General features: G+C 60.1%; 8 protein-coding genes. 5 read left to right on the top strand and 3 right to left on the bottom strand.

Features of this window, described 5'->3' with window-relative positions; all coding sequences use genetic code 11:
- Nucleotides 1-89 precede the first annotated feature (89 nt).
- On the bottom strand, nucleotides 90-1,823 hold the full coding sequence (locus tag B5D61_RS10965) for a hypothetical protein (RefSeq protein WP_078813433.1): 1,734 nt from the start codon (nucleotides 1,821-1,823) through the stop codon (nucleotides 90-92).
- Between the two features lie 503 nt (nucleotides 1,824-2,326).
- Nucleotides 2,327-2,881: a terminase small subunit gene (locus B5D61_RS10960; protein WP_176159360.1), complete on the bottom strand. Its 555-nt coding sequence runs from the start codon at nucleotides 2,879-2,881 to the stop codon at nucleotides 2,327-2,329.
- Nucleotides 2,882-3,032: 151 nt separating this feature from the next.
- Here B5D61_RS10960 and B5D61_RS10955 point away from each other — a divergent pair, with 151 nt between their 5' ends.
- Complete coding sequence (locus B5D61_RS10955; RefSeq protein ID WP_139373201.1) at nucleotides 3,033-4,445, top strand: hypothetical protein; 1,413 nt, start codon at nucleotides 3,033-3,035, stop codon at nucleotides 4,443-4,445.
- A gap of 491 nt (nucleotides 4,446-4,936) precedes the next feature.
- Here B5D61_RS10955 and B5D61_RS10950 read toward each other — a convergent pair whose 3' ends face one another.
- The gene (locus B5D61_RS10950; protein ID WP_078813430.1) at nucleotides 4,937-5,548 is read right to left on the bottom strand and encodes a TetR/AcrR family transcriptional regulator; all 612 of its coding nucleotides are present in this window, start codon (nucleotides 5,546-5,548) and stop codon (nucleotides 4,937-4,939) included.
- Nucleotides 5,549-5,674: 126 nt separating this feature from the next.
- Between B5D61_RS10950 and B5D61_RS10945 the strand changes: the two genes are divergently transcribed.
- From B5D61_RS10945 to B5D61_RS10930, 4 genes are all read left to right on the top strand, one after another.
- On the top strand, nucleotides 5,675-6,415 hold the full coding sequence (locus tag B5D61_RS10945) for an SDR family NAD(P)-dependent oxidoreductase (RefSeq protein WP_078813429.1): 741 nt from the start codon (nucleotides 5,675-5,677) through the stop codon (nucleotides 6,413-6,415).
- 654 nt (nucleotides 6,416-7,069) lie between these two features.
- On the top strand, nucleotides 7,070-8,107 hold the full coding sequence (locus tag B5D61_RS10940) for a hypothetical protein (RefSeq protein WP_078813428.1): 1,038 nt from the start codon (nucleotides 7,070-7,072) through the stop codon (nucleotides 8,105-8,107).
- 51 nt (nucleotides 8,108-8,158) lie between these two features.
- Nucleotides 8,159-9,739, top strand: coding sequence for a DUF2272 domain-containing protein (locus tag B5D61_RS10935; RefSeq protein ID WP_078813427.1), 1,581 nt, complete (start codon nucleotides 8,159-8,161; stop codon nucleotides 9,737-9,739).
- Between the two features lie 343 nt (nucleotides 9,740-10,082).
- A complete protein-coding gene (locus B5D61_RS10930; protein ID WP_078813426.1) occupies nucleotides 10,083-12,215 on the top strand; it encodes a hypothetical protein in 2,133 nt (710 codons plus the stop codon).
- Nucleotides 12,216-12,464 lie beyond the last annotated feature (249 nt).

Below are 12,464 nucleotides of genomic sequence, written 5' to 3'. Positions count from 1 at the left end.
ATTCAACCCCAATCGCAACGGGAAGAACCGAGGTGACTCCGCCATCCGTCCGCCTCTCCAGAAATACAGCTGCGGAGCCTTTACCCTCCTCACCTCCCCACAAACCCAAACCTCGCCACTTCCCGTCTCCCCCGCCTCTGGGTTCCGCGACCCCCTAAATCGTCGTCGTCGTCATCGAGAGAGGTGCGAGAGCGGCCGCGGGCGGTGGCGCTGGATTGGGTGGGGATGAGGTTCAGGGCGCTGGCTTCGGCGAAGGTGCGGAGGGCATCGGCGGTGTGGTCGCAGAGGCCGTCTTTCAGGGGGTGCTCGAGGTAATGACCGGTGGTCTTATTGAGCGCGCGGCGATAGTTCTCCAGACGGGCGATGCCGGAGGGTTGGGGATCGCCCGCAGCCTCGGGCTCGGCATCGCAGCGGCGGTGAAACCAGCACTGGGGGAGCAGGCGGCGCAGGTAGCCGATGCCGGTCCAGACATCGGGGATGCGTGAAACGACACACACTTGGTTAGGCTGAAGACCGGCCTCCAGCATTTGGGTGTAGAAGGTTTTGTTGCTGCCTTTATCCCGCTGATGGGCATCGTGCGGCACGTAGTTTTTGGCGATGGGGCCATGCAGGGCCTCCCAGCGGCGGACTTGCGCCACGAGGCCTGCGGCACCGCCGCCCTCTCCGGCGGCCCAGTCGAGGATGTTGATGTCCTTGGCGGTGGGTTGCACGAGCCAGCCGGCCAAGCTATCGCCACCGCAGTCCCAGAAGGTGTAGAGCGGCAGATGCGGCTCGGGATTGAACTCCCGCACGCGGCCCTGGGCACGCACGCTGGCCATCTGCGGATAGATGGCGCCCAGAACGATGGCTTGATCACACTCCTCGATGGTGGTGGGAAACTCCTGCAGCATGTCATCCCCCTGCTCGCGGCGTTTCTTTTCATACCAGGCCTGGCGCTCTGGCGGCACGTCCAGGGCATGCTCCTCACGCAGTTTTTTAAAGTAGCGGAGGACCTCGGCATTGTGGGCCTCTTGGCCTAACAAACGATAATCGGGATGCTGGAGCCAGGAGAAGAAATGCAGCCGCCAATCCCCGGATGTGAGCGGGCGACCGACACTCTCCTTGGCCAGGCGAAAGAGCTCGTAGCAAGGCCCCACGCGGCCCCCGCGCATGGTGGTCTCCACATCCACGATGTCCTCCGGCAGCACGGCATTGATGGAGCCTCGGCGGATCTTCCGACCCTTTTCCAGGGAGGCATCGCAGATGGGGCCGAACTCGGAGACGTGCAGCCGCTGCGGGGTGCGGCCAGTGAAGGAGGTGCCGGCCTGGTAACTGCTGCCATTGGCCCAGGCCATCTCGCTGTGATTGTTGGTGAGCAGCGGATTGGCCGCCTGGATCAGCCGCCACAGCGCGGCGATGAAGGGGTCGGGATGATTCGGGCCATTGAGCCAGGCAAAGCGGAAGATCTCCAGCTTTTCCCAGGCGGCGACTTCGGTTTCATCGATGATGGCAGACTTGAAGTTAGGCGAGAAGACACATTCATCGCCATTCTCCAGCACGATCTCGGTGGAGATGCCCAGCTTACGCGCCTTGGGCACGAAGTTACGCCGATGCCGGTGGCGGCGAAACTGGAGCTGCTCAGGCCGCGCCTGGAAGGGCACGGGCTGCCCCTGGACGAGGATGAGGTAGAGGTTTTCCAAGCGCCAGTTCCGGTCCTGCAGCAGCGCCAGTTTTTCCTTCACCTTCGGGTCCAGCGGTGGCCCGGCGAGATCGGCCTCCGTCTGCGGGATGTAAACAGCGGGTTTGGGGGAAGCGGTGCGTTTCGGGGAGCGTGCTCGGGGCATGGGAAAAAGGGTGGGTGGTGGTTGCTGAGCGATGGCTGAACTGTGGTTGAGCCGTTGTTGGGAGAGGTAAAAAATGAGCCGCAGAGGAGGTGAGAGGCGGAGGGGACAGAGTTCGAGGTGAGGTGTTTTTGGTTCTTCGTTCTTGGTTTGAAGAGGCCGAGGTGGGCAGGCTCGCGGGATTCTTTCGTTTTGTTTGTTAGGCTAGATAAAGCGCGGCAGCGGCATTCCTGGAGCGTGGGCGTCTCGCCTGCCGTTTCACGCGTCCTCGCGGGAAACCGTTCTCGGACGTTCCTTTCCCTCTCCACGGACCCGTTCGTGAAAGGACCGGCGCAAGAGGGTGGCGTGACTCAGAGAACGGTCGGCGGCGAGACACCGCCGACAGCACGCGAGACGCGTGCGCTCCAGGAAGAGCAGACGCTGCCGCGCCCCAAACAATGACCAATGATCCCGCATGCGGGAACCACTGACCACTGACCACTGACCACTGACCAAGAACCCCGCACTCACCCCTCCCCCGCATGCGTGAGATCCCAGATCTGGCGCAGGGCGTGCTCCAGGGGACCGGCGAAGGCATTACCCTCGGCCTTCAGGCGCTCGCGTTCCTTATCGCGCTCACGCTCCTTATCCCGTTCTGGGGTGAGTTCGCCAGCCAGCTTGGCATCCAGCTCGATGGCGCGCAGCTTGCACGGCAGCTTCACCGTCACGCCGCCCTTGCTATCCACGCGCATCTCCTCGGCCAGAGCCGAGTCTTCCTTCACCTGCCCCACCGGCGTGCGCACGATCGCGGCCAGGAAGGCCCGGCGCTCCAGCAGCGTCATCACGGCGGAGCCCGCCAGTGTGTCCGCCTTCTCCCGCAGAGCGGCGACCTCCGCCTGGATCTCCGCCCGCCCCAGCAGGCGAGATCCACTCCTGCGGGCCGATGCCTCCCCCGCCTGCGGATACGCCTCGGCATAGGCCTGCGTGGCCGTCATCCCCTGGACGACTCCTTCACAAAATTTCCTCTGCGGTCCCGTCAGCACAGATGGACGCGATGGATTAACAATAAGGATGTCAATCAAAGACCGACAAAAAAACAACGAATCCACAGGTTCATCCCAAGAGGATCTTTGTCACACCTCGGTAGATTTCATCCAGTTCCCCAAGTATCTGCCTTCAGCGCCCAACCGGGTCCCTCGGACCCTAGACAAGCGCCTTCCCTGCCCACGCATCATGGCAAACGACACCACTTCCTCCTCCTCGTCCTCCGCTCCCGAGCCGGAGGCCCCAGCCCGTGTGCAGACCATGGCGGAGATTCAGGCCCTCATTGATCAGGCCCAGGCGCGCCATTGGGGCCCCCCGAGCTTCGCCCCTGATCCTACCGCCACCGCCCCCCGCCGCTTCCTCCTGGTGCCGTTTACTGAGGCGGAGATCCAGACTGATGCAGCCCTGCAAAACATTCTCCGCGGAGCCACGGAGGATACCGGCCTGCGCAAGCTCGCCCTGCAACTTTACGCCCAAGATCCCGGACCCTCCCCGAACTGGTCTGAGGACGATCTGGTAAAGCGCTTCAATGCCCTCACGGCTGAGGAGAAGCAGAGCCTCGTTGCAGATGCCGCCGCCAAGATCCCCCTCCGCCTGCCCTACCCGCCGCAGGATTATGGGCAGCCGCCGCCCGGCCCCCAGGACATCGTCTTCGTCCTCGGCCATGGCCGCACCGACTCCGCGCAAATCTCCTGCGGCAGCAGCCAGATCGATGCCCAGACGCTGTTGAACCGCATGCGCGGAGACGGCCTCGTGCCTGCCGATACAGGCCGCATCAAGCTGATCTCTTGTGGCGGAGACCACACCCTGCACCCCGACTTCATCGCCCAATGCCAGGCCAACAACGTTTATGGCCAGAGCATGGTCACCGCCTATGGCATGAAGGATCAGGACAGCCAAATCTGGCACAACAACTCTCCTTTAGCCCATCTGGATAAAGGCTTGCGCTCTGTGGACGGCCCCCCGCCCCCCTCCCATGAGATGTCACGACTGGAAGAGAAGCTCAAGGCCAGTGCCATCACCATGAAGTTTTACCAAGACCATGCCCAGAAAAGCTCGGAAGCGCTCGGCATCACCGCAGAGAGTCTTTGGATGCATGTCGAGACACTCCACAACCTCAAACAAGATTTCCTGTCAAAACCGGGCACCGATGCCGCAAACATAAAACAGCTTGATGATTTAATTCGCGAAGCCAACACCCAATTAAAAGCTGCTGCTGAAATGCGGTTCCAGGATGATGCCGGCAGGAAAAAGCTCAGGATCAATCTTTGGGATCAGCAAGAAGAATGGAGAAAATCATTGGCAGGCCTCGGCTTTGCCAACTCCCAAAAAATCAACGCCACCCACAAGACCCAGGCACGCCCCGCCGATACCGCCGCCTCCGTCAGCCCTGGCCATCTCACAGGCGGGAGCAGCAGCTCCTCGGCCACGCCCGAAGCCGACGCTGACATCGCCGCGCCCAAGGAGAAAAAACGCCTCAGTGTGAAAGACGTTCTGGTCAGCGGAGCCGTGCGCCCGCCCATCCAGATCGGCAGCCACCGCCTCCCTCCAGCTCCTCTCCAGAAAGATCCCACCCCACCCAGCAGCCCCCGGTTGAGATAATAGGAAAACGTTGATACAACGCCTCCCCTTCCGAGGTCATTTCCTTCATTCATGAGAACCCCTTGGCCCTGATCACGGCCAAGAGGGAGAGTGGATTCAATGCTTTTGCCCACTCGCTTTCCTGGCTGGTGTCAGTCCTAAACAGTTGGATGGCACTGGAAGTGGCCCGCACACTCCGTGTGCGAATTTCCGTTCAGCAGACCTAACGAGATGCATGTCATATCCACCTCATGCAGAGGGCACTGGGGACTCGACCACCGAGTCTGAGAGCAGGCGTGCCCCGCTCAGCCTTTCACGCGGTATCCCGCACACGCAGGGGGCGGAGCCCAATGATATGACGACACACCAGAACGGTTTCCCGCCAGAGGCAGGAAACAGCACGCGAGACGCGTGCGCTCCAGGAAGAGCAGACGCTGCCGCGCCCCAAACAATGACCAATCATCCCGCATGCGGGAACCAATGACCAATGACCAACCAGCAAGAACTCTGCCTCACCCCCACGGCCCGGCTTTCATCGCCGTCAGGGCCACGGCCTCCAGCTCTTCGGGCGTCGCGCCATCGCGGGCCTGGATGGACATGCCCTGCTGCACCGTGACGAAAAATCGTGCCAGAGTTTTCACATCGGTCTTCGCCGGGAGATCCCCCTCCGCGATGCCACGCTGGAGGCGGGCTTGCACTTTATGCAGGGATTGCCGCCGCTCTTCCAGCACCAACTCCGCCAGACCGGTGACGCCTTCACTGGCCACGGCGGAGAGCACCACCATGCAGCCCAGGGGCCGCTCCGGACAGGCCAGCGAGCGAGCCGAAAAACGCAGAAAGGCCTCGATGCCCTCCCGCGCGGTGGGGGCGGACTCCAAGGCCTGAAAAAGCTGCGTGCCGCCGATCTCTGCATAGTGACGGAGGGCCTCGGCATAGAGCTGCTCCTTGCTGCCAAAGGCCGCGTAGAGGCTGGGGGAGCCGATGCCCATGGCCTCGCACAGATCCGTCATGGAGGCGGCGGTGTAGCCCTTTTGCCAAAACACCCGCATGGCCGCCTCCAGCGCAGCGGTCCGGTCAAAGGAGCGCGGGCGTCCGCGAGGGGCAGGGAGGGCGGTGGGGCTCATCAAATCAAATTTTGTAATGATCAATCTATAAATCAGTTGACGCCGTTTCGCAACCTGTTATCCATTCTGTGTCGTTCGTTACACATATCCAAATCCGACTTTAACCTCACACCCACCCCTCCTCTTATGAAAACACTTCAAGGCAAACGTGCCCTCGTCACCGGAGCTAGCCGAGGCATCGGCGCCGCCATCGCCAAAGCCCTCGCCGCTGAGGGAGCCACCGTCGCCATCACCTATGAACGATCCGCCGACAAAGCCGCCGAGGTCGTCCAGCAGATCCAGGACGCCGGAGGCCAAGCCGTGGCCCTCGCCGCGAACAGTGCCGATCCCCAGGCCATCCGCAGCGCCGTCAGCCAGACCGTCGCCGAGCTCGGTGGCCTGGACATCCTCGTGAACAACGCCGGCATCGCCCGTCATGGCCCCGTGGCCGACATCACCCTGGAGGACATCGACGCCCTGCTGAATGTAAACGTGCGCGGCGTCATCCTGGCCAGCCAGGCCGCCCTCCCTCACCTGCCCAGTGGCGGACGCATCATCAACATCGGCAGTTGCCTCGGTGAGCGCGTGCCCTTTGGCGGTGTCACCGTCTATTCCGCCACGAAATCCGCCCTGCGCTCCTTCAATGCCGGCCTCGCCCGCGAGCTTGGCCCCCGTGGCGTAACCGTGAATCTCGTGCAGCCCGGCTCCACCGATACCGACATGAACCCCGCCGATGGCGAAGGCTCGGACGCGCAGAAAAGCCTCATGGCCCTGAGCCACTACGGCACCCCCGAAGACATTGCCTCCGCCGTCGTCTTCCTCGCCAGCCCCGCCGCCAAGCAAATCACCGGCACCACGATCACCGTGGATGGCGGTGCGAATGCGTGAGGGGGCGTGGAGTAAATGGGAAAAACACCCCTGACTCCATTAGCACTCTTTTTGTTAGGCTTCAGAGGCGAAGTGAAAAGTTCACTTCGCCTCTTTCTTTTTGGCCGTTGCATTCACACGCTTGAAGAGCTTTTCACAGTTCTAAAGGCAGCTTCCCTTGGCGTCCATCGTCATCCCCGGGACGGCTCCTTCATCCAATCTACTCTGCGGTCCCTTAAACACAAATGGATGTGGGGGACTAACAACAAAGACGTCAAAGCCAAAACAAAAGCCGCCACAGGGTGAACACGTTCCCCCTCGGCGGTAAGGCATGTGACACACTAGCCAGGGCCGACGCCTTCCTGACTCACCTCATTCCAGGGGTCCACGGGCCTAGACCGAATAGTAACCGTAGTTCACGTTGATATTCTTAATCATATCAAAATTGTATTGTTAATTATTGCTAACTAATCTGGGCAAACAACTTGGATCTCTTATTTAATATTTACATTGCAATGCATTATGCACCAAACTAAATCTCCGCATTAACGCGGAGCCAAAAACACCTCACGCGTGAGTCGAGTTCCTCAGTTGATCGCTCCCTTTCGCTCACCTCCTGCATCTCTCCCGTAGGCGATACCCAAACGCATTCACCCTGCACTCCTCCCGTCGATCATGATCCTTAAACCTCACCTTGCCCTCCTCCTCGGATGTTCCGTGACCTTTTCGAGCTGTCGATCCTTTGACTCCCTGATCGAAATCTCCCGCATGCGAGCCGCAGCTAAGCTTGAGCCTGGCGGTGCAGGGAAAACGGGGCAGAAGCAAGACCGATTCAACCGGCGCGCTGCGGCGACAGACATCACGCTGCAATACACAGTGACCGACCTTGATGTGCTGAACTTCACCAACGGGGTGAAAAACCACTTGGACAGGCGATCCAGCATCCACACCAACCTGCGCTACGGCTCCGCCACCACGATGGCCACGCTAGGTGGCCTCGCAGGAGCGGCGAAAACGGTCGGCTGGTCCACCGGCACGGCCAGTGCGCTGGGTTTAGGCGCCACCTATGTCTTTGGCCTGGGGCAGATCTTCAATTCCAAATCCCATGCGCAGGCCTATGAGCAATGCTTGGCCGACGTGCAGGCGGCAGAGGCCTCCTACTTCTTCTACCGACTGGGCGGCAGGGCGAATGGGACACCGGAGCCCGCCAATGGCATTCCATCAGCCACCCACCTCACCTATGAGGGGGAGGTGCTCTACTACCGCGTGACCAAGGTGCTGAATGTTCTCTACGACTCCCTCGCGGGTAAAATCCCTGATCTCCAGGACCTGAAGGAAGCTCGCGGTGAAGGCACTGCAGGACAAGCAACATCCAAGGCCCCGACGCCTCCGACGCCTCCTAATCAACAAGCCGCCGCCGCCACTGAAATACCTGCCGTCTTAAAGCCGCGTAACGAACGCCTGGAGACCGCCTTCACGGCCATGAATGAGGTGGAATACAGCAAGGCGCACCCGATCATCATCCCACCAGGCTCCACGCTGAAGCAACATTTGGCGACCCTCATTCTCGCAAAGGCTGACCTGCCGATTCCTGCCGGAAAAGACGCCCTAGAAGGCCTCACCTTTTACCGCAAAAACGCCACGACGGAGGCTCAGACGGCGAAGCTGGAAAGCGCCTACAGGGCCTATCACGTGCTGCCGCCTGCTCAGTGAGTCCGCCAATCACCTAACCCATGATTTAGAAAACTCACCCCGCTCCCGCTCATGACCCTCACCCAAGATCCCCCGGAAAGCATCGAGCAACTGGCCGCCTTCGTGAACTCCAAAGAATCCCCGACTCAAGAGTTGGTGGACATGGGTTTCGAAAATGGCAAAAACACGTTTCTCTTCAGCGTCACCACGGATAGCAAGCTCCGCGGCGCTGTGGAGGCCCAGCAGGTAGCCACCTTCGAAGAGGCGAGCGCTCTACCCGGCGTCTTTTGTTTTCAAAAAATACTGCTGAAAAGCGGCGAAGTTCCGGTGGCCATGCTGCGCAAGGCGTATGTGCCCACGAGTGACACATCCGTCTCCGACCTCATGGTGAAGCAGGCCATCGTCGAGGCGGAGTGGTTTCGCGGCAAAAAGGAAACCGACAATGACGCCTCTGAACGCGTGCGCACCTACTGGGTGGAGGGTACCGAGACGCAAGGAATATCAGGGAAGAATACCAAACAACCTTGGTCCGCCGCCTTCATCTCCTACCTCGTGATCAAAAGCGGTGGCGGCAACCGCTTTAAGGGCAGCACAGCCCACTGGAAATACATCAACCGTGCCGTGAAGGCAAAACTCAAGCCTCAGGACGACCCCGATTACGGCTTCTGGGGGCATGCCGTGAATGCCTATAAACCGCAGGTGGGAGACCTCATCGCCGCTTGGAGAGATGACCCTGACACCACAGCCGTGGAGAAAACCACCTTTGAGGAAGTCGTGGCCGGAAAGGACGGATATCCCTCTCATTGCGACATCGTCGTGGCTCACAACGGCAGCACCATCAAGACCATCGGCGGGAATGTGAACAATGATGTCTCCGAAAAGACCTTCAAACTGACCCCTCAGGGCTACGTCGATATCACCGACCCCAAACAAGTGCAGGTCATCGCCATCCTGGAAAACCGCATGGATGCCCCGCTGGCCCCAGCCCTTGCAGGCGGTGCCGCACCCGCTCCGGCGGCTGCTCCTCTCAATGTGGTCCGCATCACGATGGATCAGATCCGCACGCTGGCTCCCAATGCCAAAGCCGAGTATCTCCAGGCCTTCGTCAATGCCGACGCCGTGCTAGCCCCCTACCAGATCAATGCCAGCAAGCTGCGGCTGCGCCACTTCATGGCCCAGGTGCTGCATGAGAGCGGCGGCCTCAGGGTGCAGGAGGAAGACATGGGCTATAGCGTCCAAGGGATGATGAAAACCTGGAAAGACCGATTCCCTACCGAGGCCTCCGCAAAGCCCTATGAATACAAACCGGAAAAGCTGGCCAATCATGTCTATTCGAATCGCATGGGCAATGGTGATGAGGCGTCTGGTGATGGCTGGCGCTATCGCGGGCGCGGTCTCATGCAGGTGACGGGCCGTGAGGATTACCGCAAATACGGAGCCCTCGTGGGTGCGAATCTTGAGGCCGATCCCGACCTCGCCTTTGCCGCCGCCTACACGCTGAAAATCGCCGCCGAAGAGTGGAAGTCCAAAGGCTGCAACGCCCTCGCGGATGCCGATAACATCACGGGCATCACCCAAAAGATCAATGGCGGGCAGACCGGCATCGCCAAGCGCAAGGCGTGGTATGAAAAGACCCTGACGGTGTGGGCCTAACCAACTCTACACCCTAGCGGCATCAGAGAGGCGTGTAGCGGGCAGCCGCTACACGCCTCTGTGTTGATGCCTCAGCCCCGTGCCCGTCGCCTCGTCTGAGACCTTATCAGAGCGAACTGCACCGAGACGAAAAGGGCGTGACAGGAAAAGTCCCACGCATTCCCTCCCCCTTCCCAGCAAAGCGTCGCGTGACACGATGAGCTTCACGCAGCCCTAAACTCATCCTTTTTGTTACACTTTGACCGCAATATCCTAGTTCCTCCTTAAGAGCTATTGATCACCTCGCTCTGCTGGATTCGAGATTCATCCCCATCCAGCTCACCCAGACAACCACCCTCACGTCATGAAACCGATCAAGGACATCCCGCACCTGCAACAGATCCTGGCCGATGGAGCCAGGGATCATGCCAACAGCCAAAAATCACCCCAACCCCGGCCCTGCATCTTCATCCCCTTCACCACCGCAGAGCAGCAGCGGCATGTGGATGATGGCAATGACAAAGAAACGATGCGCCAGCAGATGGAAAAGCAGGCGCAAAATAGCGGCCTGCGGAGCGTCGGCGTCGCCCTCTACCAGGATGGGAAAGTGGGTCCCAACCCCACAACCGATGAGCTGATCAACGCCCTGAACGGTGTGGATGAGCCAAAGCGAAAAGAGATCCTCCAACAGGCCGTGCTAGAGACGCCTTACATCGTCGAATACGATGGCACCCCCACCCAGCAGCCCATCCCTGCGGGCACCACCGTCGTCATTGCCGGGCATGGGGATGGCACCGTGCCCTACATCGCCTCTGGCCACGGGCCGGGCACCTATGTCGGTGGGCAGAAGCTCCTAGACCGTCTGGACGAAACCGGCATCCCCCAGAATATCGGCGCCATCAGCCTCCAGACTTGCGGCGCTAACCTGAAGTTCCACCAAGACATCAGCCGGGCCAGCCAGAGCAGCGGAAGCTATGCCGGGGTAGATGTCATCTCCTACGGCCTACCCCAGGAAAACAGCTCTCTCTACATCCAAAAAAAGCCTCTGCAAAAGCTCGACCTCGGCATGCAAAACGTCGTCACCAAAGACGGCTCACGCGCACGCCACGACCTGGACAGCCTGAACCGCAGAACACGAGGCCTGGAAACCCAGCTCAAACAAGCGAAAGACCTAACAAACTCTGCCGACTCCAACGTCGCCGCCGAGGCCCAGCGCACAGTCCATGAGCTACAGACCCAAATCGATGATCACAAAGCGCAGATCCTCACCGTCAAACGACAGATCGAGGCCGCCAACATCCCCATCCAGCCGGAGCACCGGCAGAGGGAAACCCTCATCCGCGCCCCCATGGCCGATTATGCAAATCTGGCTGAGTTTACCAATGCCGCCGAGCTTCACACCTTCCTGCAAGACCGCGCGGATGAAATGAATACCCCGCAGGACATCATCTACGTCCCCTTCAGCCCCGACGAGCCCGGCAGTGACCAACTCCTGCAGCAGGCCCAGGACATCGTCGATCAAACCACCCTGCGTAAGCTGGCCACCTCCCTCTACGAAGAAAAATATGGGGACCAAGAACAAACCATCCCCTGGACCCCAGAGGAGCTCGTCCAGCACCTCAACGAAAGCCCCAACTGGCAGCGCCACCTGCACGATGCCCTGAGTAAAAAACCCGCCATCCTCCAATACGATCCCAACGGCCAGCAGCCGGAGAATCCACGCCCCTTCAGCGGCACCGTGCACATCCTCGCCAATGGTGATCCGCAGAGCGATTTGATCCGGCCCCAGAAAGCCGCCGCAGGCCAACCTGAAATCTCTGCCGCAGAATTGGTTAACCGCTTAGAAAATGACCAGGCTCACCTGCCCAGTATCAAGCAGATCAAGCTCCAGGTGGATGGCGGTCGCGGTGCCTTTCACCAGAGCCTGCTCCAGCACTGCCAGAGCCGGGATCTCTACCAGCAGGCCAGCCTCACCTCCTACGGCCTGGAGGGCCAAGATAGCACCCTCAAGCTCACCCACAAAGCCCCCCTCCAAGATCTCCATCTCGGAAACCGCAGCGTCAGCCCTCCCAATAGCCCCGAACGGCAGGCCCAAGCAGCCCGAATCGCTAATTTGCAGCAAAGCCTAACCAAAGCCCAGGAACGACTCGATAAGCTCCAGGACATCCAACAAATGCCTTCCGAAGAGCAAGCCGCCCGCCTGCTCAAAATGCTCCAAGCCGACATGCTTCAAATAGTGCTCGGCAATGACCAAGGCCTGCCCGATGCAGCCTATCTGCAAGAACACATCCTTGAATTGGAAAACGACTCCGCGTGGATCGATATTGACATCCTCGACCAGCAACAATTAGTCCAGAATCTGCAAGAGCAACTGGATCGCCAACCGGCCCTAGACAACCCCAGCCCTGCCAAAGGCAACAAAGTGCGAGACCTCTTCAAACGCCAATCCGCCCCCGGTCAGGCAGCCGATGCCCACGGCAACAGCCATGGTCACTGACCCGGCCAAGCCTAACATTATTTCCAACAAAACACTCTCATCCTCCTCCTCCCTGCCTCCCTGAGATACGGGCTTGGGCACCGTCCGCCGTCTCAGCGCGATGCGGACTTTTGCGTGTGCAAGCAGGCTTCCACCTCGCTCATGCCAGTGACCACCTTATACCCTCTCGATGAATGTTCCCTGTTCATGCCCCTTCCGGGGGGGATCACGGAAGACGATGTCAAGCCGGAGTTGAGCTGATCCGGCAGC

The organism is Prosthecobacter debontii, assembly GCF_900167535.1.
Taxonomy (GTDB): domain Bacteria; phylum Verrucomicrobiota; class Verrucomicrobiia; order Verrucomicrobiales; family Verrucomicrobiaceae; genus Prosthecobacter; species Prosthecobacter debontii.
Note: the sequence above shows the minus strand (reverse complement) of the source record. Positions and strands in the feature narration are given on the sequence as shown.

Excerpts from the sequence above, each read along its gene's own strand:
- B5D61_RS10935 (WP_078813427.1), top strand. The coding sequence starts at position 8,159 with ATGACCCTCACCCAAGATCCCCCGGAAAGCATCGAGCAACTGGCCGCC.
- B5D61_RS10955 (WP_139373201.1), top strand. The coding sequence starts at position 3,033 with ATGGCAAACGACACCACTTCCTCCTCCTCGTCCTCCGCTCCCGAGCCG.
- B5D61_RS10950 (WP_078813430.1), bottom strand. The coding sequence starts at position 5,548 with ATGAGCCCCACCGCCCTCCCTGCCCCTCGCGGACGCCCGCGCTCCTTT.
- B5D61_RS10965 (WP_078813433.1), bottom strand. The coding sequence starts at position 1,823 with ATGCCCCGAGCACGCTCCCCGAAACGCACCGCTTCCCCCAAACCCGCT.
- B5D61_RS10930 (WP_078813426.1), top strand. The coding sequence starts at position 10,083 with ATGAAACCGATCAAGGACATCCCGCACCTGCAACAGATCCTGGCCGAT.
- B5D61_RS10945 (WP_078813429.1), top strand. The coding sequence starts at position 5,675 with ATGAAAACACTTCAAGGCAAACGTGCCCTCGTCACCGGAGCTAGCCGA.
- B5D61_RS10940 (WP_078813428.1), top strand. The coding sequence starts at position 7,070 with ATGATCCTTAAACCTCACCTTGCCCTCCTCCTCGGATGTTCCGTGACC.